Consider the following 22,019-nt stretch of genomic DNA (forward strand, 5'->3'; position numbering starts at 1 on the left):
ATATGTATCAAAAGTGTGAATGATTGTAATCGTCTAGGGATTAGTTATTAATACCTTGCTATGATAACGATATTGGGTTGTCTCTTTTGGCATAAATAACAACAATGAAGTCGATAGTTAATATTCTTACTGCGCTTTGCATCTCTGTATGGCTTACAGTACCTTGTTTTGCACAGCCATCAGAAATTGAGCCTGTGCAGGATATAACAACAGGGCAGTGGCACTTGAGCCTTAACACGGGATTAGGAGTCATAACAAATCCATTAGCTGGTGGAGGTGATTTACCATTAGTGTTGATCCCAGATATAGCTTATTACGGTGAACAGTTCTTTTTTGATAATGGTCGCTTAGGCTATAGCCTGATACAAGACTCCCCACATACCTTTAATTTAGTCACTGAGTTTAATTCGGAAACTCGTTTTTTTGTTGATTGGCATCCAAGTAACATTTTTGCATTAAGATCAGAAAGTTCATTTACGAACAGTGAAAATGAACTTCAAATCCAACAACCTAGTCTAGATATCCGTGAGCTTAATAAACGTAAATGGGCACTCGATGCTGGCCTGAGTTACCATTATAGCTATCAGCAGCATGTATTTTCCGTGCAGGCATTAGCTGATGTATCCGGAGTGTATGACGGGTGGCGAAGTGCACTGCAGTGGCAAATGCACAAGAACATTGGTGAGTTACAGATTAAGCCGACTATTGGCATCTGGTATAAATCGGCAGCACTGAATACATATTTTTATGGCGTAACAGAAAAAGAGTCTCCAGTTCGTGCAATTGAGGTTGGCAGTAGTTGGCAGCCTTATGCTAAAATAGATGCCCGCTGGCCCTTAAATGGATCCAACTCATTGCGTTTTCATCTGGCTTATTATGATTATTCCGCCTTAGCTGACGACAGTCCGCTGTTTGAACAAACGTATTCTCTGACTGCCTTTATAGGGTTTGATCATATTTTTTAATATGAAGTATTTACAACTTGGTGCGTGCGTCATTTTTTTGTTGGTATGGCCAAAGTTAGCTGCCGCAAAAAAAGATATATTAACAGTTACTCCAAAAGTCTGTGTGGTTTCCGAACAACAAGACTTTTGCGATGTTGATGTAAAATTTGCTTTAAATATGCCCCATAAAATGGACGTTTGTTTATACAGCGAAGATCAACAACTGCAATGTTGGCAACAGGTTACCTTAGAAGAATTCAATCATAAAGCGCGTGTTCAGGTTGAAACCATATACTCCCTAGTCAATCCTCACACGGATGAATTACTGGCGACAACACGCATTGAAGTACAGAGCACTCGCGCTAAAACAACTCGGCGCCGATTACGTTCTCCGTGGAGCTTTTTTTAATCTTGGAGCTGCAAATGGCAAAGATCTTACTTGTAGAAGATGATTTAGGGTTACAGCAATTAACCCGTGACTATCTTGAAAATAATGGCCTTGAAGTGGCGGTGCTAGACCGTGGCGATGAAGTGTTTAGTTACCTTGAAAACAATCCGGTTGATTTGATGATCCTCGATGTAATGCTGCCAGGTAAAGATGGCTTTAGTGTTTGTCGTCAAGTGAGAGATAAATTTAGCTTACCAATATTAATGTTGACCGCCAAAGGTGAAGACTTTGATCAAGTCATTGGTTTGGAACTTGGTGCCGATGATTATGTTATTAAGCCAGCTGAGCCAAGAGTATTGCTTGCCCGTATTAATGCGCTATTACGCCGTGGCCAAGCATCAGTAAAAGCGCCAGAGGAATTACAATTTGGCGATTTATGTATTGATAAAACCAGCCGTATTGTTCGCTTAAAGAATAACGAAATCACCCTCACTTCCCATGAATTTGAATTACTGTGGTTATTAGCTTCAAATTCCGGTGAAGTACTAAGTCGTGAACATGTTCATCAACACATGATTGGTCGCCAATATGATGGATTAGACCGCACCGTAGATGTACGTGTATCTCGGATCCGTAAAAAATTAGGTGATAACAGCGATAAACCATACCGTATTAAAACCGTTTGGGGACAAGGCTACTTATTTGTCTCCGATGCATGGGGTATGTAACTATTAATGGGGAAGCTATTTGCAAGTTTATATGTGTATATTATAGTTTCCCTGTTTTTAGTCAGTGGGGTAATTGAACAACTTTGGCCCTATGAAGACAGTCAACAACAAATTGCGCTCGATGATGAGTTTGGTCAATCCCTATGGCTATTAGCGCAAACCCCGCAAGGACTTACTAAAATAGCCACTCGCTTTCAAAGTGAAATAGTACAAAAACAAGACCTAATGTTGCCCGCACAACAACAACAAGAACTTAACCTACATAATTATATTTATCTATTTGATCAACAACAGCGAGCTATCTGGTATATCGTTGTTGATAATGAGCAATTATTGCAAGTGGGTCCAATTACCGTTTCTGCGCCAGTATTCTCATCCGTTTGGCCTTATCTATTATTATTGTGTGTCGTTGGGATCCCTGTTGGCTTATGGAGTTTTTTACTGTGGCGTGATTTTGCTAAGTTGCGACTGGCCTGTGAAGCCGTTGGTGGATCACAAGACTTTGAGCTGAGCGCCACCTCGAAATCATTCTTTTTACCAATTACCGACACCTTAAGTGCTATGCAGCAGCGTATTCAGCATTTATTAACCGCTCAACAAGAACTTACATCGTCGGTATCGCATGAGTTTAGAACGCCACTGGCACGTTTAAAATTTGCGTTGGCAATGCTTGAGGATAAAGTAGCTGACGAAAAAGCCTTTGAATATATCGATAACATGCAATTAGATATTGTGGAGTTAGAGTCGTTAGTTAAAGAAATGCTTGATTATGCTCGCCTTGATAGCCAACAACCTAATCTTACGGTGCAAACATGTAACTTAGTGCAGCTAGTAGAAAGTGTTGTCACTAAACTTGATTTTGCTACGCAAATAAAACTCAATATGCAATTACCAGCTTTATGCAGTTACACTTGTGACAGTCACTTTATCGCCCGCAGTATCCAAAACTTAGTAGGCAATGCGTTGAAATATGCTCGTCACGAAGTGCGAATTAGCTTAGTTGAAAATACTGAGCAGTTAATTTTATCGGTCGAAGACGATGGCCCTGGCATTGAACAATCACAATGGGATACAGTGTTTAAACCTTTTGCCCGACTTGATAAAAGCCGCGATAAAAAGACTGGAGGCTTTGGGCTTGGCTTAGCCATTGTGGCAAAAATAGTGTCTTGGCACCAAGGTAGCTGTGCAATATCGAATTCAGAATTAGGTGGCGCCAAATTTACAATCTATTTGCCTAAGTAACCTGAGTTCAGGGTAAGTAACTCCTTTTCTATTGCTATATCTGTGGCTAAATTGATACTCAAAAAAAAAGCGCCTAATAGGCGCTTTTCTGCGGTTAAAACCAAAATCAACAAGTAGCAAAAGAGTAGACTTCACTTTGCTAAGTAAGTTCCATTATTTATTACTTTTAATTTATTTATGTGTTTTTAAAAGCGGCATGAGCATCTGCTCCAAGCCATTGAGTTTCACTTCATACATCATTGCTAATTGAGCACCGAGTGTGCCGTGAGGAAATCCTTGCTGCTTAAACCAGACTAAGTATGGTTCTGGTAATAACAGCAAAGGGCGGCCTGCATATTTACCAAATGGCATTTTTGTATTAATCGCTATTTTTAAAAGCTCTGGATCCATGGTTAACTTAGTTTGCTAGGTTATGCGTGAAGTGTATTACAAAAGAGAGAGAGAAAATAGGCTGTGACGGGCAAGAAACAGCCTATTTAATGAGGGGAGTAGGCCCTCATAATTTACTAATGGATCTGATATTGATGCTTTTTGGTAAATCCAAGTTGTTTAAGTTTGTTTATAATTGACGGATCATCGATGCGGCTTGGTGTTTCGCTATCACGCAAGAAATGATTTTCCGGCACTTGATATATATCGAGCATTTTTTGAAATAGCACTGCGCGCATTGTTAACGCTGTCATTCCATTTCTTTGTATTTCATCAAGGCGATTTTGAAGTTCAACCAGTTTTGGGTTATTTACATCATCCGCCACTGTCTGAAACTGTGTAGCAAACTTATTTTTCATCTAAAAACCTTATTTAATAGCAAAAGACAAAATGCCGATAAATACGTATACACAAACATGAGATGGCTTTTTTTGTGCTAAAAATAGATACTTACGTATTACTCAACAAGTGCAGTTTACTCTTTTTTCATGGGTAAATGCCAATCTGGATGTAAAGCTTTGTAAATGCGCTTGACTCTTATTTGGGGACTTCTGCGGGGTTGTTTCAGGCGGCTATATATAAGGATATGAAAATTAAATGAAAATAGTTCTCAGTACCTTTTGTGGTACTGAGAACCTTTCTATATTATGGAAATAATTTTTGTTTTACATGCTCAGCGAAGCCGCTACCGGCCTCTAAATAGAAGTTATAAGTAGAGTCAACGCCCATATCTTCTAATTCTTTTTGCTGATCTGGATAGTTAGCAATGGCAGTAACTTGACCTTGGTAACCCGAAGCACGCAATTGCTCTAAAGCAAAAATGTTCTGCATATGTTTCGGCATCGCGAGCATGATCATCTCTACATGGGAGTGATTTACCCGTTGCCAAAAGTCTGGATCGGTTGCATCTGCCAAGAGTGCCTTACGACCTCGTGTAACATGCTTTTCGACCACTTCAGGTTTGATATCTATACCCGCTACAACGCCAGGATGAGTGATGTTAATTGTTTCATATGCACCGGTGCCAATACGACCCATACCAAAAATAACAATCTTGGTGTCATTTAAGTTCACAGGAAGTTCTTCTGCTAAGCGAGTAGGGCTTTCAAAACGCATGAGCCAAGCTTCGATCTTTACATAAATTTCGTTTGAACGTTTATTTAGTGGGGATGCAATGATAAAGGTCATTGATACTGCAATAGCCATAACAGCCAACCACTCAGAGGTGATTAACCCGCTACTGGCAGCAACCATACAGACTATCAAGCCAAATTCGCTGTAGTTAGCTAGACTAAAAGCACTTAATAAAGAAGTACGAGCGCGTAACTTAAAGGCATTCGTTAGTACATAATACAGGGCAACTTTGACTGGTAGCACCAATACAATAATAAGCGCTATAAGTAATGAGTTGAGCGTCAGATCAGCACCTAAACCAATTGTTAAGAAAAACCCAACTAATAAAATTTCTTTTAAATTAAGTAGTGATTTTGCAAGCTCACTGGCTTTTTTATGAGGAGCAAAGATCATACCGATGATCAACGCGCCTAAATCACCTTTCAAGCCTGCAAATTCAAATGCATGATAGCCAACGACAAGTGCAAAGAAAAAGCCAAACAAAGGTAATAGCTCACCATGTTTAGAACGATTTAACACCCAAAACATGACTGGGCGTAATAATGGCAAGGCAACTAATAGCGCAAAAGCCCAACCGTTGGGGATTTTACCTGTGCTGATGGCTAAAAATATCACTGCAAAGATATCTTGCATAACCAAAATACCAATGGCTATTTTGCCGTGAAGGCTGGCCATTTCGCCACGTTCTTCAAGTACTTTTACAGCAAAAACTGTGCTAGAAAAGCTAAAAGCAAAACCAACAAGCAACGCACTTTGCCAACTTAGGTCTGCAAATAATGGCAACGAAAGTGCGCCTAAGAACAGCATCAAACTGCAAAAAATAGCGCTACTAATAATAATATGTAAAGAGGCAGGGGCCCAAACTTGTGGCTTAATAAGATGGCTAACTTTTAGTTTCAGACCAATACTAAATAGTAATAACGTGATCCCTAAATTAGCAATCGTATTAAGTAGCTCAGTGGTTTTAAAGCCAGATAAGTTCAGTACAAAGCCAGCAATCAAAAAACCGATTAGCGGAGGAAGTTTAAGTTGGTACACGGCAAAGCCACACACAAATGCGACAGCAAAATATAATAGTTCCATAATTCTTAATATCACTTCATTTGGTTACCTAGTGTAGCGAAATATCAGCATTTTTGAAAATCATTCCTGCATATTATGCATATAAATTGTGCGTATAAGGGTATACCTGCGTATGAAAAACACTCGTTTAGTTAGGTATTCTGCTAAAAACATAAAAAATAGTTATTTTTTCACTGACAGCAGCTTTTAAATATGGTTAAGATGCAGTAACAAAGGAATTTAAGCGTGATTCAGGTTTAGGTGAATTAAGCTTAAGGAGAAATAGATGTTTAAAAAAATTCTTGCATCAGTCGGTATTGGTGCAGCAACAGTAGATACCGTGCTTGAAACTGAGCATTTACAACCTGGGCAACTATTTAATGCCCAAATAGTGATCACCGCAGGGGATGTTAGCCAAGCAATAACAGGTCTTGATTTAGCATTAATGACGCGCGTAAAAGTGGAAGGTGAAGACGGTGCTTATTTTACCAATCATATTATTGATAAGTGGCGTATAACCGATATTGGTACAATTGAACCGGGTCAGCAAAAACACATTCCGTTTGAAGCGCGCTTACATTCAGAAACACCGATCACCGAAATCAACGCCGGTTATAACCAATCACATGTTTGGCTTGAAACAGGTTTAGATATTGATTTAGCACTTGATCCTACGGATAAAGATCATCTTCATATTTATCCAAATGATGCCGTAACTACTTTTATGCAAGCGATGGATAAACTGGGTTTTAGCTTGGTAAAAGCGGATGTTGAAAAGGGCTTCTTACGCGCTAGTACGTTTAACTCTGTCTCAGGTTGTTATCAAGAGCTGGAATATAAACCAAATAGCCGTAGCTTGTTCGGTATTCAAGAGATTGAACTATCGTTTGTGCCTGAAGCGCATAAAACTCATGTTTTAATTGAGCTTGATCGTGGTTTTCGTGGCGATGGCTATGTTGACCTGACGATTGAACATGATCACGTTAATCTTTCGCATTTATGTGATCAATTAGAACGTTTGCTTGCCTAGCTATCCAGAGCTCGGTTAGTTAGCTAAGCTTAGTAAATAGCCCTGCATTGACTGGGCTTTTTTATGTTAGGAGTTTTTATGCAATTAACAACAAAACCATTTTCTCAACTGTCTGCGCAGGTACTGTTTACTATCATGCGCACGCGGGTCGATGTATTTGTAGTCGAGCAGCAATGCCCATACCCTGAATTAGACGATATTGATTGCACTGTAACAACTCAGCATCTCTATTGGCTCGAGGCTGAACAATTAGCTGCATACGCACGCTGTTATGAGAAAAATGAGCAGTACAGCGCTATTGGCCGCGTGCTGGTTGAAAAATCACAACGAGGTAAGGGGTTAGCAGCGTTATTGGTTAAAGAGGCGATCCAGTGTTGCTTTACGCACTGGCCGAACAAGGATATATACATTGGCGCGCAAACCTATTTACTCGCGTTTTATCAGTCGCTGGGTTTTCAATGTATTGGCGAGCCTTATTTAGAAGATAATATTGCACATCAAGATATGATTTTAAAAAACCGCTCAGTGTAAAGAGCGGTTTTTTGAGTTAGCCTAATAGTGAGCTGACAAACACTAAACCAATTGCAATTGGGCAAATGAATTTAATATACCATGGCCATATTTTCCAAAATAGGCTGGTAGCAACTTCTGGGCAGCCTTGTTGTATTTCGTTTAATAGTGAGTTGCGATACCAAATCCAGCCGACAAACAAGCAACACATTAAACCAAGAATAGGTTGACCAAATTTAGTTGTGAGCGCAATAACTAAACCAAACAGCGCATTAAAGTTCAGAACTATTGTAAAGCTCACCAATGCTATAATCGTTCCTATTAACCAGGTGGCTTTTACACGGCCAAGATCAAAGCGCTCTACAGCATACGAAACCGGTGCTTCAAGCATTGAAATAGATGATGTCAGAGCAGCTATACTCATCAATGCAAAAAAGGCAAAGCCAACGAATAAGCCAATGGTGCCCATGCCATCAAAAAGAGCGGGTAATACTTGAAATACTAAAGTGTCTTCAGAAAGCAACTCTCCAGTAGCTGAGAATATTTCCACCCCTTGTGCCTGCGCAACGTACATCGCAGGGATAATTAGTAACCCAGCAACAAAAGCAATAAACACATCAATCAGGGTAACGTAGGCGCCAAGTGAAACTAAATTTTCTTTTTTACTAATGTAAGAGCCATAAATGATCATCACACTAGTGCCTAATGACAACGAAAAGAACGCTTGTCCCAGTGCACTAACAAGTAATTCAGGGTCTAAAATAGAGCTGAAATCAGGCACTAAGTAGGCTTTTAGGCCTGTCATAGCGCCTTCTTGCATCATCACATAAACAATCAGTGCAAATAAAATAGTCAGCAATGCGGGCATTAGGCGTTTTGACCATTTTTCAATGCCATTTTCTACTCCGCGGCTAATGATTGCGACAGTAAGAATAATAAATCCAGCAGTAAATATAAGGTTTCTAGAGATTGACTGCTCACTCAACCAAGTTGAAGAGCTCTCACTGCCCACTAAAGTCGCAATGGGCTCTAGAGTGGCACTGATCATCCAACCGGCGACAATGGCATAAAAGCTGAGGATCAGTCCGGCACATATGATACCGCCAAAACCGACCACAAACGCAAAACGTTTTTGGAGCGGGTTATTTGAAATTTTCCGCAATGAACTAACCGCATTGGCTTGACCATGGCGACCAATTGTTAGCTCTGCCATCAGTGCTGGGTAAGCTAAACAAAATGCTAATACAAGGTAAGCAATTAAAAAGGCCGCGCCTCCATTGCTGGCTGTCTGTGTTGGGAAACCCCAGATATTACCAAGACCTACTGCAGATCCTGCTGCGGCCATAATGAATCCAAAACGGGAGCTAAACTCCCCTCTGACTGCGCTCATAATTATTTTTTCTTCTCTATATAGTGACGGCGCTGACAATCTACTGTAAATGTTAAAAAATAAAAAGCTCTTATTTTTAACTGCAGCCGTGAAGAATTAACGCCTGACTGTATTTACAAAACTTAGAATGCCAATGCTGTTAACATTTATAATTTAAGTTGTTGTTATCTAATCATAATGAGGTGATTTATGATAATGTAAACTGTAACATAAAAGTTACAATTGTTCTGGGTTATGTATTTTAAGGGTAAAGCATGCACCCGCTAGCTGCTTACTGCGATTTACGCTTACACTGCCATGATGCCAATCAGCTACTTTAGCTACTATGGCAAGTCCTAGGCCATAACTTTGATCGGCTCGATTGCGATGACTCTGTTCTTGAAAAAAAGGACTAAAAACTTTGTGCCAATTTTGCTCTTCGATACCTGGACCATCATCCTCAACAGTGATTATCAGTGTTTGCTCTTTCATTGATGCTGTGAGAATAATTTTTTGTTTGGCAAAGTCACAGGCATTGCTAAGCAGATTAGTGATTGCGCGTGCTAACCAGTGTAAATCTGCATAAATATGAGAATTATCATGACAGATAAGTTGTAAATCAAGTTGTTGCTGTACTAACTTAGGCTCTAGTTGTTGTATTAGGGTGCTTAGGTAGCTGTTTAACTCAGTGTGTGAGTAGGTCAGTTGGTTGGCTTTTTGCTCAAGCGTGGCAAATGCTAAATAACTTTTCAACATTGATTCCATTTGGTCTAAATCAGCTTCCATACGATTTAAATAATGTTTTATTTTTTCTTCGCTATGACTATCTAGTGCCGCATCTAAGCCAAATCGTAGGCAGGCAATGGGGGTGCGTATATCATGAGATAAACTCGAGGCCATCAGTTTATTTTCATCGAGTAATTTTTCGATCTGGCTTGCCATGCGGTTAAAAGTAAGCTCAACATCTTTAATGTAAGTGAAATGGGATACCCGAATGCGAGCATGTAAGTCGCCACTGGCAAACTTTTTAGCTGCGTCATTAACCACGCCTAGTCGTTTAGCTAATGGTGCAATAATAAACCCCATAAACACACATAACCCAGCGTAAAACATTAAGGTAAGTAACATATCATTTTGTTGATCTTGTTCGTGGGGTTTTTCTAAACGTAATTTAAGATGAAAAGGCGCAAGCAAATCATTACTGTAGAGTAGGTAATACCCTTCTTGATCTTCTAAAATCAGTCCGCCTTCAGCATTGATCTCTTCCAGCAGTGATGGTGGCAGCGCTAAAGATTGCGTGGCTCGATAACTTAATCCCAACGAAAACTGTTGTGCAAGTAAGGCGGTGTAGTCTGCTCTTTGCATGAAGGGTTGGCTGGCAATTTGCTGGCTGAAGCCCATTAAAAGTTTACTTTGAAAGCCAAACTCATCCTGCGAGGTATGAGTTTGCTGACTAAAAGCATCAATTAACCAACCTAATATCACAATCGAGAGCAGGGCACTGGCTAATAAGGAAAGATAAAACTTTTTCATAGCGTTCGCCAGTATACCTTAGCGGCGATCACCAAGCGCTTGCGACGAGTAAATAGCCTCGCCCCCAAATTGTTTTAATTTTTTCAGGTTGCTGGGGATCATCATTAAATTTTTTACGCAGCGCAGAAATGAGCACATCGACACTGCGATCAAGGCCATCATATTCACGGCCCTTGGTTGCTTTGAATACAGCATCTCGCGACACAACTTGCCCTGCGTTACAGGCTAAATAATGCAGTAATAAGTACTCAGCGCTGGATACCCCTTGATCAATATCATTAATAAAAACATTGCGAGATTGTGTATCAATTTTTAAAGAGCCTACCTGAATAATGGTATCATCCGCTTGCGACTCCGAATTATCGTTATTGGCGCGCAGCGCCGCTTTGATCCGCGCTAGTAATGCACGCGGCCTGACCGGTTTCATTATATAATCACTGGCACCGACTTCAAGACCAATCACTTCGTCCATTTCTTCGTCTCGAGCGGTTAGCATAATAATAGGGCTTTGGTAAAATTGACGTAGTTCACGACAGACACTAATACCGTCTTGGCCGGGGAGCATAATGTCGAGTAAAATTAAGTCAGGCTTGAGCTCTTTTACATGACTGACAACTTGGTCGCCTCGCTCACAAATATGAGTTGTGTAGCCTTGCTCAGTTAAATACTCTGCCACCCACTGGGCTAAAGAGCCGTCATCTTCAACAAGTAATATTGTGCCGTAATTATTCATGCTTTATCTCGTTTTAAAAAAGCCGCCAGCGGCGTTTCTTTTGGCGATTTTGATACACCCATTGCAACTGTACTTGTGTTGATGCAATGATCTTACCGGTATCGCTGTTTATTAACTCAAATGAAATGCTTTCAACAGAATCAAAAGCATAATTTAACTTCCCGCTATTTTGTCTAAGCCAGCATTGCATAATATGCTTCGATGTTGCATCACGTAAACAGTAATTACCGATGCTAGTTTGTTGCCAGCTTAACTCAATATCAGCATAGCAGCTGCGTCCTTCTCGCAGTGCAACACAGGTATCGGGCAATGCAATTAAACTACTGTCGTGCGGTTCTTCGCCATCGGCCAATAACGGCTTTGTGTTAAGTAACAGTAATAAAATTACTGTGGTTTTAAAATACATAGCGCACGCCTACCATGGCTTTATGCTGATAATCCTGAGATACAATGGGACTGTTGGAAATTTCATTTGAAAACCAGGTAGATAGCCAGCCACCTAAAAATACCCAGTGTTGATTGAGTGGGTACTCGGCGTGGAATTCAAAAATCATACTCATTGCGGTGTCTGTTTGATAGACCGCACGAGTAGCGGTGGCTTCCTCTGTTGTAATGCCAAAATAGTAATTGGTGAAATCAGCTGAGTAAGCGCTGATACCAACACCGGTGCGAAACTCCCAGTTTTTCCATGGTAAAATATGACTAAAAAAGCTATTTACAACCCAGCCATTATGAGCACTGGAAATGTCATGTAAGTATTCAAAAGAGATTTGTGAGTTTTCAAAGCGGCGGGTAAGGCGTAAGCCAGTATCAAAGTCACTTTTTCGGCTTCGTATTCCTTTAAGTTCTGACACCACTCCACTGCTATAAAAGTCGAGTCCTGTTTCATCAAACCCAGCTTGCATATTAGTGCCAAGAATATCAAGATCCCAATCATACTTATTGATGATGCTATAACCAATAATAATGCCGCCACTGAGTTGGCTATGATCAATATCTAAATAAAAGCGTTCGTAAGAAATAGCAAGGTTAATATCAAGTTCTAGGCCGTCACTGTAAGAATCCATTCCAACTAAATAAGAATCTTCAACATAATAGCCCGCACCCGCGCTCCAATCCCAAGCAAAGCCTGAGGTAGGCTCTAAGGTATTATCAGCATAATAGCGATTGCTGGCATTGCTAGAGGTGCTCCATAAACCCACACTGATCAGTAATAACAGTAGTTTCTGTAGAGTGTGTTGTTTACGTTGCATCCATGATCCAAATAAATTAAGCAGTTGTTAAGTGTATTATATTGTCAAAGAGTTCCTTTGATCTGTAAAAAATTGTAGCCAGTAGTCATTCTGCAGACATGAACTTAGTGTACTTTAATTTTATCGATCAAAATACTACTCAGATAATAGTGCATCATCGGTGTTAGAGCACTCACTTCAGTGCGATTACACGGTCCTTGAAGTTTAGCTAAACTGGTCATTTTAGAAATGGTTTTATAGCTTGGTATACTGACTTCTTGATTGGCACGGGCAAGACGTGCTTGCTCAGTATTTTGTTGATGGATAAAAGTGGCTACTTCAAGCTCATTACTGATCACTTGTTCATCACTGAAGCTGTAAATAAGTGGTTCGCGGTGGAAGCTTGCACTGTCGATTGAGGATTTTCCAAACCACACTACATCACCTGATGCACGATGGATCAGGCGCATGCTAACCTCTGCATTGATGGTTGAGCATTGTTGGATCGGATACAGTTGTGTTATTTGCGCAAATAAAGGATACGCTTTATTCGGTGGTTGTATTTGATATTCAGTATCTTCAATAAAGTTGAGCTCTAGCTGGTGTATAGCTAGGGTATAATCACTATTGCCTTGATCAACGACACGTAAGTTCATAGTCGTTAATGCATCAGTTATTTGTTTAAATAGGGTATCCGTGACACTTGCTTTATCGGCAATAACTTGCACAGTTTGGTTACGAGTAATTTTATGCGCTGGTAATTGTACTGATTTTACTTTCGGTGAAGCATGTTCAGTTTCATAGGCTACTTGATAGCTTTGGCTTTTTAATTGCGGTTTGAGTGGCATTTCTAAAGGCGCAGCAGGTGGCGGCGCAGTGACACAGGCCGTTGTAATGAAAGTAAAAAAAACTATTGATAAATAACGTATGAACACTTTAAAACCCTTTGAAAGCTCGATAATCGGAATATTGTACGTTAGTCTTAATAAAACTTCATGGTATTATAAAGCTAAGAATGTCTTAATCTAGATAAAAATAATAAAAAATGAAGCCTTTTGTGTCGTTAATCAACTCCTTTTTTTTCGTTATCACGTTAGTTTTATTTCAATCGCAGGTTCATGCCAGCAAGCAACAGTGGCAAGAATTTGTCAATGATTATACACAACATCTCGAACATAAATTAAAAAGCAAAGGGATCCCAGGGGCTGCGTTGTCGATAGTTAATGGCCCTGATGATACGCATATACAAGGGTTTGGGGTAACAAAGCTAAATAAGGGCTTAGCAGTCAATGCCCATACTCGGTTTCGCTTAGCATCGGTATCTAAAACGTTTGCAGGCTCACTCAGTGCAAAGTTAGCCAATGAGGGGAAGTTTGCTTTAGACGACCCTGTCAGTAAATTTATTCCAGCCTTCGCCAATACGGATTACAAAAATAATTTAAAAGTTTTTCACTTACTCAGTCACTCCAGCGGTTTAGTACCTAATGCGTATGATAACTTGATTGAATCAAGAATGAGTTACCCTGATATAGTGCAAAAGTTGTTGAGTGTTGAACCTATCTGCCAACCAGGGCAGTGCTATGGCTATCAAAATGTGATGTTTAGCTTAATTGCTGAAGTGATCAAAAGCAGTACTAAATTGGATTACTCTCGGTGGATGAGTGAATTTATATTTTCACCATTAAATATGAATGATGCAAGCCTGGGTTATACCGCGATGGTAACAGATGATAATTATGCTCATCCCCATGTAAGAGGGCGCAAACGCTGGCATACCGCAAAATTGAAAAAAAATTATTACAAGGTACTTCCCGCAGCCGGCGTTAATGCTAGTGCCAGTGATATGGCTATTTGGTTAAAAGCGCAGTTAGGATATTACCCAACGGTATTATCCAGTGCAGTGCTAGCCAGTCAAACTCGTCCTTATACGCATACAAAAAAAGAGTTACGGCGTCGAGTGTGGAAAAAGCACCTTAGCGAGGCCTATTATGGCTTAGGCTGGCGGGTTTACGAATATGATAATGAAACCATTTACTATCATAGCGGCTGGGTGCAAGGATATCGCAGTGACCTTGTAGTAATACCGCACTTAAACATAGGTTTCAGTCTGATCCTTAACGCCGAAACCGGTATCATTAATGAATTAACGACAGAGTTTATTGATCGTGTGTTGCTATTCAAACGCTCACAACAACTAGCAATGTATAAAGAGGAAGACAAATGAACTATATTTTAGCGAGCGTAATATTACTGTTTACTGCGAATTTAACAGCAGCACCGCAAAGTATTTTTTTGTTTCGCCATAGTGAAAAATTAACAGGCAACGATCCCCATCTTACGGATGCCGGCAAGCAACGGGCGCAGCAGTTAGTGAGTCTGCTTAGTAAAGTCCAGCCAACAGCAGTTTTTAGTACGGACTATAATCGCACTATCGAGACCGCAACTCCTATTGCTGAACATTTTAATATTACAATTCAAAGCTACGACCCTCGTGACTTAGCCGCATTTAAACACACTGTTTTAGCGCAAGATGGCGTAGTGGTGATTGTAGGCCATAGTAATACCACGGCAGAATTGGCAAAATTAATAGCGCAAATAGATGTTGAAAAGATGCCTGAAACTGAATTTAACCGCTATTTTATCTTACAAAGCGAAGCGCAAGGTTATCAGTTGAGTGATATGAAGATGAATTTTTGAGCAATGTAATATATTTATTTACAATTTATTGCAGTTGCGTCGCAGATATAAAAAAACCAGCAATTGCTGGTTTTTTTATAGCGGAATAGAAAATTAATTACGTGGTAATTGGATCTTCTTTTCTTCGCTTTGGCGATAAAGCACAAGGGTGTGGCCGATTGACTGTAATTTCTCAGCACCGGTTTCACGAATAATAGCTTCAAAAATCAGTGCTTTAGTCTCACGATCATCAGTAGGTACTTTTACTTTAATAAGTTCGTGGATTTCTAGAGCGCTTTGAATTTCAACTAATACACCTTCAGTTAAACCGTTAGAACCAAGAAGTACAACTGGTTTTAGAGAGTGTGCTTGACCTTTTAAAAACTGCTTTTGTTTGTTCGATAATTTCATGTTGTTACAAATTTTGCTGAATATGGCTTGAATTAAGGGTATTCTAACGCCATCTAGAGAATATTACTAATTAGTTGCGTGTTAATTTATGACGAATAAGAAACTTTCGGCCAGTTCACAGCGATGGTTGAAGGAACATTTTGATGATCCTTATGTTCACGAGGCACAAAAGAAAGGTTGGCGCTCTCGTGCGATTTTTAAACTCGACGAGATCCAAAATAAAGATAAATTACTACGCCCAGCCATGACTGTTGTTGATTTGGGAGCTGCGCCGGGAAGCTGGTCACAGTATTTAGCAGAAAAAGTAGGCGATAAAGGGCAGGTGATCGCTTGTGATATATTACCTATGGATTCATTGGCCGGCGTTGATTTTTTGCAAGGAGATTTCCGAGAAGAAGCTGTTTTAGATGCGTTATTAAATCGCATTAATGGTAAAAATGTTGATGTGGTGCTCTCTGATATGGCACCAAACATGAGTGGTAATAGCTCCGTTGACCAAGCTGGAAGCATGTATTTAGTGGAATTAGCATTAGATATGTGTAGCCAAGTTTTAAAGAAAAATGGTGCATTTGTTGTTAAAGTATTCCAAGGTGAAGGCTTTGATGAATTCTTAAAAACAGTGCGTGATAGCTTTAAAACTGTAAAAATCCGTAAACCCGACGCCTCACGTGCGCGATCACGTGAAGTATATATAGTAGCGACAGGCTACAAACTGTAGTACAGTTGTCAGGCGTTTAGTTGAATTTAAATTAATTGGATACAAGAGGTTAACCCCTTGAGCGATATGGCGAAAAATCTAATACTCTGGCTGGTCATTGCAGTTGTGCTAATGTCAGTATTTCAGAGCTTTAATGGTGGCGATCAAACAGACCGTCAAACTAGTTACAGTCAATTTGTAAAAGATGCCCGAAGTGGCGCTATACAAGAAGTGGCAATCGAAAGTACCAGTGGCACAATTACTGGCACTAAAACCAATGGCGATCGCTTTCAAACGATCATGCCTATTTATGATAAAGACATTCTTAATGACTTATTAAAAAGTGATGTGAATGTAAAAGGTGTGAAGCCAGAAGAGCAATCATTCTTAGCGAGCATCTTAATTTCATGGTTCCCAATGTTATTACTAATTGGGGTATGGATTTTCTTCATGCGTCAAATGCAAGGCGGCGGTGGCAAAGGTGCTATGTCGTTTGGCAAGAGTAAAGCACGCTTAATGAGTGAAGACCAAATTAAAACCACTTTCGCAGATGTTGCCGGTTGTGATGAAGCTAAAGACGATCTAACAGAGCTTGTTGATTTCTTACGTGATCCATCTAAATTCCAAAAACTTGGCGGTAGTATTCCTAAAGGCGTATTAATGGTTGGTCCTCCAGGTACGGGTAAAACCTTACTTGCTAAGGCCGTTGCTGGTGAAGCAAAAGTACCATTCTTTACGATTTCAGGTTCAGACTTTGTTGAGATGTTTGTTGGTGTGGGTGCTTCGCGTGTTCGAGATATGTTTGAACAAGCGAAAAAAGCAGCGCCATGTATCATCTTTATCGATGAAATTGATGCCGTAGGCCGTAAACGTGGCGCAGGTATGGGTGGTGGTCACGATGAGCGTGAGCAAACACTTAACCAAATGCTAGTAGAGATGGATGGCTTTGAAGGCAATGAAGGTATTATCGTTATTGCCGCGACTAACCGCCCAGATGTACTTGATCCAGCATTACTTCGTCCTGGTCGTTTTGACCGTCAAGTAGTGGTTGGCTTACCTGATATCCGTGGCCGTGAACAGATCCTTAAAGTACATATGCGAAAAGTGCCATTAGGCGATAACGTAGAAGCTTCTGTTATTGCGCGTGGTACACCTGGATTTTCTGGTGCTGATTTAGCAAACTTAGTCAATGAAGCGGCTCTATATGCTGCACGTGGTAATAAACGTGTTGTTAGCATGGCTGAATTTGATGCTGCTAAAGATAAAATCATGATGGGCGCAGAGCGCAAGACCATGGTGATGAGCGAGAAAGAAAAAGAAATGACTGCGTATCATGAAGCCGGACATGCAATTGTTGGCCGCATCGTACCAGAGCACGATCCTGTTTATAAAGTATCGATTATTCCACGTGGCCGTGCCCTTGGTGTAACGATGTATTTACCAGAGCAAGACCGTGTTAGTCACTCTAAAGAGCTATTGGAATCTATGATTTCAAGCTTATATGGTGGCCGAATTGCTGAAGCACTGATTTATGGTGAAGATAAAGTAACTACCGGTGCTAGTAACGATATTGAACGTGCTACTGACATTGCGCGCAAAATGGTTACACAGTGGGGCCTAAGTGAAAAATTAGGGCCATTACTATACGCTGAAGATCAAAATGAGATGTACATGGGTGGCGGCGGTGGTCGTGCCATGAGCATGTCGGATGAAACGGCAAAAGTAATTGATGCTGAAGTTCGTTTGTTCTCAGATCGCAACTATCAACGCGCTGAGCAAATCTTGAAAGATCATATTGATATTCTGCATTCAATGAAAGATGCATTAATGAAATATGAAACGATTGATGCTAAGCAAATTGATGATCTAATGGCACGTCAGCCTGTACGTGAACCACGTGATGCGCATGACCGCCGTGATACTGCTGATAAAAAACCAGCAGTTGAAGAGAGCAAAGCAGAGCCAGTTGCTGAAAAAGACGACAAGCCAGCTCAAAAAGATGAAACAAATCTTGATGATAAAGCTGAATAACAGTTAAAATAGCTAAACGAAAAGCCCCGATTGTCGGGGCTTTTTTGTAACTGGTTAAATAAAGTATATATATCAATGCAATGGATGTATTGAAGGTGATAGATGACCACAGTTAAGTTACCTAGAGGTCGCAGTTTACACCTCGACACCCCAGTTATAATGGGGATCTTGAATGTCACTCCTGACTCTTTTTCAGATGGTGGGCGCTACTATCAAACAGACAGCGCTGTCATACAAGCTCAAAAGTTACTCGCAGATGGTGCTACCATATTAGATATTGGTGGCGAATCAACACGTCCTGGTGCGCCTGATGTTAGCCTTGAGGATGAATTAGCCAGAGTAATACCCGCAATCGAGGCAATTCGTGCCCACAGTGATAGCGCCGTTAATGATTGCATCATTTCGATTGATACCAGTAAAAGTGAAGTAATGCGTCAAGCTATTCTAGCTGGTGCTGATATTGTTAATGATGTGCGTGCTTTACAAGAGCCAAACGCACTGGCAACAGTTGCTCAGTATCCAGACGTTGCGGTGTGTTTAATGCACATGCAAGGCCAACCTCGAAGTATGCAAAACTCTCCACATTACGATGATTTATTCAGTGATATAAATGATTTTTTTGTACAGCGGATCAATGCCTGTGAAACAGCGGGTATTCAGCGCCAGCAACTTATTTTAGACCCCGGGTTTGGCTTTGGTAAAACCCTCAGTCACAACTACCAATTACTGGCGCGGTTTAATGAATTTAACCACTTTGGTTTACCTGTTTTAGCAGGACTATCGCGCAAATCAATGATTGGCAACTTATTAAATAGACAAACAAACGAGCGCCTTGCTGGCAGTTTAGCAGGGGCATTAATTGCTGCGCAAAATGGCGCAAAAATTATTCGTGTACATGATGTAAAAGAAACCGCAGATGTGCTTGGCGTGTGGCAAGCTTGCGAACAAGGAATTTAAAAATGAAAGAAAGAAAGTATTTTGGCACCGATGGTGTACGTGGCATGGTGGGTGAATACCCAATTACACCAGAATTTGCACTTAAATTAGGTTGGGCTGCAGGCAAGGTACTATCAAAAAATGGCACTAAGAAAGTCATTATTGGTAAAGATACTCGCATTTCTGGTTATATGTTAGAGACATCACTTGAAGCGGGTTTGATCGCCGCAGGTATCGATGTGGTATTACTTGGCCCGATGCCGACGCCAGCCGTTGCATATTTAACGCAAACATTTCGTGCTGAAGCTGGAATTGTGATCAGTGCATCTCATAACCCATATCATGACAACGGCATTAAGTTTTTTTGTGGCCGAGGTTTGAAGTTAGCTGATGAAGTTGAGCTACAAATTGAAGCAATGCTTGATGAACCAATGACCTGTGTAGCATCTGATAAGCTAGGTAAAGCCCGCCGTTTAGAAAGCGCTGATGGCCGTTATATTGAGTTTTGTAAAAGCCAATTCCCACAAGGCCTGTCGTTAGAAGGTTTAAAGATTGTATTAGATTGTGCCAATGGTGCAACTTATCATATCGCACCATCAGTAATGCGTGAATTAGGCGCGCAGATAATTAGCCATGCTTGCGAGCCAAATGGTGTAAACATCAACCTAGAATGCGGTGCGACCCATGTTGATGCATTAAAACGCAAAGTATTAGAACATAATGCTGATGTCGGCATTGCCTATGATGGTGATGGCGACCGTGTAATGATGGTTGATCACAATGGCCGTGTCTTTGATGGTGATGATATTGTTTATATTATTGCCTGCCAAGCTGCCAATGATGACATGTTAGGCGGTGGTGTTGTTGGCACGGTAATGTCTAATATGGGTCTTGAAAACGCGCTTAAAGCGAAAGGTATTGAGTTTGCTCGCAGTAAAGTGGGTGACCGTTATGTAATGGAATTACTACAAGAAAAAGGCTGGAAAATCGGCGGTGAAAGCTCAGGGCATGTATTGAATCTGGATTTGATCAGCACCGGTGATGGCATCATTTCAAGCCTACAAGTTTTGGCTGCTATGGTGGCGCAAAATCGTACGCTAAAAGATCTTGGCGCAGGGTTTGTTAAATACCCGATGAAGATGATTAATGTGCGCTATAAAGCGGGCACAGATCCAACACTTGCACCAGAGGTTATTGCTGCGGTTGCTGATGTTGAAAAACAACTTGCTGGTAAAGGCCGTGTGTTATTACGTAAATCTGGCACTGAGCCGGTTGTTCGCGTGATGGTAGAAGCCGAAGAAGAGAAAATAGTCCTTGATAGTGCACAAAAAATTGCTGCAGTTGTCGAATCTATGAGCAAACAAACTGATTAAGAACAATAACCTCTTGTAACTTTGGGCGAGTCGAGTTACTATCTCGCCCGCTTTCTAATGTGGAGTGGAAAAATGGCAATACGCAAGCCAATGGTCGCAGGCAATTGGAAAATGAACGGCTCGAAAGAGTTAGTACAGCAATTATCTGACGCTATCAACAACGTAAAATCAGATCAGATAGACGTTGTGGTATTTCCACCTTACCCATTGTTACCTATGCTAACAGCAACAGGTGTAACAACTGGGGCACAAACGGTTTCTGAAAATGAACCGGGTGCATTTACTGGTGAAGTTGATGCGCAATTAATTAAAGATATAGGTTGCCAATATACCTTAGTTGGTCACTCTGAACGTCGTAGTATCTACGGCGAAAGTAATGACACTGTTGCAGCTAAGTTTGCTCGTGCACAACAAGTGGGTTTAACACCTATCTTATGTGTTGGTGAAAGTGAACAGCAACGCGAACAAGGTCAAACTGAATTAGTCGTTGCTGCACAAATTGATGCAGTAATTGATAAATTAGGTCTAGCAGCACTGAAAGATTCTGTGATAGCATACGAGCCCGTTTGGGCCATTGGCACAGGTAAGACTGCATCGCCTGAACAAGCACAACATGTGCACAAATTTATCCGTGATAAAATTGCTGCTAACAGTAGTGATTTAGCACAAGGGCTGACCATTCTTTATGGTGGCAGCGTAAATGAAAAAAATAGCGAATTATTATTTGCACAACCAGATATAGACGGCGGCCTGATTGGTGGCGCTAGTCTAAAAGCAGAGTTATTTACTGCAATCTGCGAAAGTGCAAAAGGGACCGTATAAGATGTACGAAATTTTATTAGTAGTTTATTTAGTTGTTGCTTTAGCGCTTGTTGGTATGGTTTTAATTCAACAAGGTAAAGGCGCAGACATGGGTTCATCATTTGGTGCTGGTGCCTCTGCAACCGTTTTCGGTTCGTCAGGTGCAGGTAACTTTATGACAAAAACAACTACAATCTTAGCCAGTGTTTTCTTTGTGCTAAGTATTGTACTAGGTAACTTAACTGCAGGTCAGATAAAAAAGACTGATGAGTGGGAAAACCTAGAAGCAGCACCAGCAGTTGAAACAATTGCTCCTGCAGCTGATGATGTTCCAGTAACATCAACGAAAGAGAAATCTGACGTACCAAATTAATACTTATTAAAAGTATCGTTAAACGATTTATCATCCTCAAATAAATCATATGTTTAACACCTAAAGCGAAAGCTTTAACAATGCGGTTGTGGTGGAATTGGTAGACACGCTACCTTGAGGGGGTAGTGCTTTCGGGCGTGGGGGTTCAAGTCCCCCCAACCGCACCATCTTATAAAAACCAGTAACAGCGATGTTACTGGTTTTTTGCTTTTTGTGGTCTGCAATTAGCACAGACTCTCACCTCGATTAGCTCCTCCTGTTTATTATACCAATCGTGTTAAGTTACTGACCATTTATAGCGACAGATAAATACAGTGATAACAAGGCGTAAATTTTGACATGTAGTTGTTCTACTTGAAAAAATTATAACGCAGTTAGCGCTTTATT

At 40.6% G+C, this 22,019-nt stretch carries 24 protein-coding genes and 1 tRNA gene; 15 read left to right on the forward strand and 10 right to left on the reverse strand.

Going from position 1 to position 22,019, the window contains the following annotated elements; all coding sequences use genetic code 11:
• The first annotated feature begins 104 nt into the window (after window positions 1–104).
• The 4 genes from H5154_RS19385 to H5154_RS19400 are packed head-to-tail and all read left to right on the forward strand — an operon-like array spanning window position 105 to window position 3,302.
• Window positions 105–965 carry a MipA/OmpV family protein gene (locus H5154_RS19385; protein ID WP_182719326.1) on the forward strand — a complete coding sequence of 287 codons (861 nt, stop codon included), beginning with the start codon at window positions 105–107 and terminating at the stop codon, window positions 963–965.
• A gap of 1 nt (window position 966) precedes the next feature.
• Window positions 967–1,353 (forward strand): DUF3019 domain-containing protein, encoded by a 387-nt coding sequence (locus H5154_RS19390; protein ID WP_182719327.1) that lies wholly within the window; start codon window positions 967–969, stop codon window positions 1,351–1,353.
• A gap of 14 nt (window positions 1,354–1,367) precedes the next feature.
• A complete protein-coding gene (locus tag H5154_RS19395) occupies window positions 1,368–2,060 on the forward strand; it encodes a response regulator (RefSeq protein ID WP_145239242.1) in 693 nt (230 codons plus the stop codon).
• Window positions 2,061–2,066: 6 nt separating this feature from the next.
• A complete protein-coding gene (locus tag H5154_RS19400) occupies window positions 2,067–3,302 on the forward strand; it encodes an ATP-binding protein (RefSeq protein WP_182719328.1) in 1,236 nt (411 codons plus the stop codon).
• Between the two features lie 171 nt (window positions 3,303–3,473).
• Here the strand turns inward: H5154_RS19400 and H5154_RS19405 are convergent, their stop codons facing one another.
• The 3 genes from H5154_RS19405 to H5154_RS19415 form a co-directional block, all read right to left on the reverse strand.
• A complete protein-coding gene (locus H5154_RS19405) occupies window positions 3,474–3,692 on the reverse strand; it encodes a DUF3820 family protein (protein ID WP_182719329.1) in 219 nt (72 codons plus the stop codon).
• Window positions 3,693–3,808: 116 nt separating this feature from the next.
• Entirely contained in the window at window positions 3,809–4,090 is a 282-nt protein-coding gene (locus H5154_RS19410) for a hypothetical protein (RefSeq protein WP_145239233.1), read from the reverse strand.
• A 286-nt stretch (window positions 4,091–4,376) separates the two neighbouring features.
• Window positions 4,377–5,948, reverse strand: coding sequence for a cation:proton antiporter family protein (locus H5154_RS19415; RefSeq protein WP_182719330.1), 1,572 nt, complete (start codon window positions 5,946–5,948; stop codon window positions 4,377–4,379).
• A 265-nt stretch (window positions 5,949–6,213) separates the two neighbouring features.
• Here H5154_RS19415 and H5154_RS19420 point away from each other — a divergent pair, with 265 nt between their 5' ends.
• Together H5154_RS19420 and H5154_RS19425 are read left to right on the forward strand one after the other, a co-directional pair.
• Complete coding sequence (locus H5154_RS19420; RefSeq protein ID WP_145239228.1) at window positions 6,214–6,957, forward strand: sporulation protein; 744 nt, start codon at window positions 6,214–6,216, stop codon at window positions 6,955–6,957.
• 78 nt (window positions 6,958–7,035) lie between these two features.
• Complete coding sequence (locus tag H5154_RS19425) at window positions 7,036–7,488, forward strand: GNAT family N-acetyltransferase (protein WP_182719331.1); 453 nt, start codon at window positions 7,036–7,038, stop codon at window positions 7,486–7,488.
• 16 nt (window positions 7,489–7,504) lie between these two features.
• Here H5154_RS19425 and H5154_RS19430 read toward each other — a convergent pair whose 3' ends face one another.
• The 6 genes from H5154_RS19430 to H5154_RS19455 form a co-directional block, all read right to left on the reverse strand.
• Complete coding sequence (locus H5154_RS19430) at window positions 7,505–8,857, reverse strand: sodium-dependent transporter (RefSeq protein ID WP_182719332.1); 1,353 nt, start codon at window positions 8,855–8,857, stop codon at window positions 7,505–7,507.
• 216 nt (window positions 8,858–9,073) lie between these two features.
• The gene (locus tag H5154_RS19435) at window positions 9,074–10,369 is read right to left on the reverse strand and encodes an ATP-binding protein (protein ID WP_182719333.1); all 1,296 of its coding nucleotides are present in this window, start codon (window positions 10,367–10,369) and stop codon (window positions 9,074–9,076) included.
• Window positions 10,370–10,397: 28 nt separating this feature from the next.
• A complete protein-coding gene (locus H5154_RS19440; RefSeq protein WP_149981435.1) occupies window positions 10,398–11,102 on the reverse strand; it encodes a response regulator transcription factor in 705 nt (234 codons plus the stop codon).
• 13 nt (window positions 11,103–11,115) lie between these two features.
• A complete protein-coding gene (locus H5154_RS19445) occupies window positions 11,116–11,508 on the reverse strand; it encodes a DUF3019 domain-containing protein (RefSeq protein WP_149981434.1) in 393 nt (130 codons plus the stop codon).
• On the reverse strand, window positions 11,498–12,355 hold the full coding sequence (locus H5154_RS19450; protein WP_182719334.1) for a MipA/OmpV family protein: 858 nt from the start codon (window positions 12,353–12,355) through the stop codon (window positions 11,498–11,500). The genes H5154_RS19445 and H5154_RS19450 overlap by 11 nt, the downstream gene beginning before the upstream one ends.
• 104 nt (window positions 12,356–12,459) lie before the next feature.
• Entirely contained in the window at window positions 12,460–13,263 is an 804-nt protein-coding gene (locus H5154_RS19455) for a hypothetical protein (RefSeq protein WP_182719340.1), read from the reverse strand.
• A 116-nt stretch (window positions 13,264–13,379) separates the two neighbouring features.
• On the opposite strand from H5154_RS19455, the gene H5154_RS19460 reads away from it, so the two are divergent.
• Both H5154_RS19460 and H5154_RS19465 read left to right on the forward strand, forming a co-directional pair.
• Window positions 13,380–14,558: a serine hydrolase gene (locus H5154_RS19460; protein WP_182719335.1), complete on the forward strand. Its 1,179-nt coding sequence runs from the start codon at window positions 13,380–13,382 to the stop codon at window positions 14,556–14,558.
• Window positions 14,555–15,031, forward strand: coding sequence for a histidine phosphatase family protein (locus tag H5154_RS19465; protein WP_182719336.1), 477 nt, complete (start codon window positions 14,555–14,557; stop codon window positions 15,029–15,031). Before H5154_RS19460 ends, H5154_RS19465 begins: the two co-directional genes overlap by 4 nt.
• A 93-nt stretch (window positions 15,032–15,124) precedes the next feature.
• Here the strand turns inward: H5154_RS19465 and yhbY are convergent, their stop codons facing one another.
• Window positions 15,125–15,421 (reverse strand): ribosome assembly RNA-binding protein YhbY, encoded by a 297-nt coding sequence (gene yhbY / locus H5154_RS19470; RefSeq protein WP_016707974.1) that lies wholly within the window; start codon window positions 15,419–15,421, stop codon window positions 15,125–15,127.
• Between the two features lie 88 nt (window positions 15,422–15,509).
• Here yhbY and rlmE point away from each other — a divergent pair, with 88 nt between their 5' ends.
• The 7 genes from rlmE (at window position 15,510) to H5154_RS19505 (ending at window position 21,799) form a co-directional block, all read left to right on the forward strand.
• Window positions 15,510–16,139, forward strand: a complete 630-nt coding sequence (rlmE, locus tag H5154_RS19475; protein ID WP_145239201.1) for a 23S rRNA (uridine(2552)-2'-O)-methyltransferase RlmE — start codon at window positions 15,510–15,512, stop codon at window positions 16,137–16,139.
• A 66-nt stretch (window positions 16,140–16,205) separates the two neighbouring features.
• Window positions 16,206–18,149, forward strand: coding sequence for an ATP-dependent zinc metalloprotease FtsH (gene ftsH / locus H5154_RS19480; protein ID WP_145239198.1), 1,944 nt, complete (start codon window positions 16,206–16,208; stop codon window positions 18,147–18,149).
• Between the two features lie 102 nt (window positions 18,150–18,251).
• Window positions 18,252–19,106 (forward strand): dihydropteroate synthase, encoded by an 855-nt coding sequence (gene folP, locus H5154_RS19485; protein ID WP_182719337.1) that lies wholly within the window; start codon window positions 18,252–18,254, stop codon window positions 19,104–19,106.
• 2 nt (window positions 19,107–19,108) lie between these two features.
• Entirely contained in the window at window positions 19,109–20,458 is a 1,350-nt protein-coding gene (gene glmM / locus H5154_RS19490) for a phosphoglucosamine mutase (protein WP_145239192.1), read from the forward strand.
• Window positions 20,459–20,530: 72 nt separating this feature from the next.
• Window positions 20,531–21,280 (forward strand): triose-phosphate isomerase, encoded by a 750-nt coding sequence (tpiA, locus tag H5154_RS19495; protein ID WP_182719338.1) that lies wholly within the window; start codon window positions 20,531–20,533, stop codon window positions 21,278–21,280.
• A 1-nt stretch (window position 21,281) separates the two neighbouring features.
• Window positions 21,282–21,632, forward strand: coding sequence for a preprotein translocase subunit SecG (secG, locus tag H5154_RS19500; protein WP_169019853.1), 351 nt, complete (start codon window positions 21,282–21,284; stop codon window positions 21,630–21,632).
• An 82-nt stretch (window positions 21,633–21,714) separates the two neighbouring features.
• Window positions 21,715–21,799, forward strand: a tRNA-Leu gene (locus H5154_RS19505).
• The last annotated feature ends 220 nt before the right edge of the window (window positions 21,800–22,019 follow it).

The organism is Pseudoalteromonas sp. SR44-5, assembly GCF_014163675.1.
Taxonomy (GTDB): Bacteria; Pseudomonadota; Gammaproteobacteria; order Enterobacterales; family Alteromonadaceae; genus Pseudoalteromonas; species Pseudoalteromonas rhizosphaerae.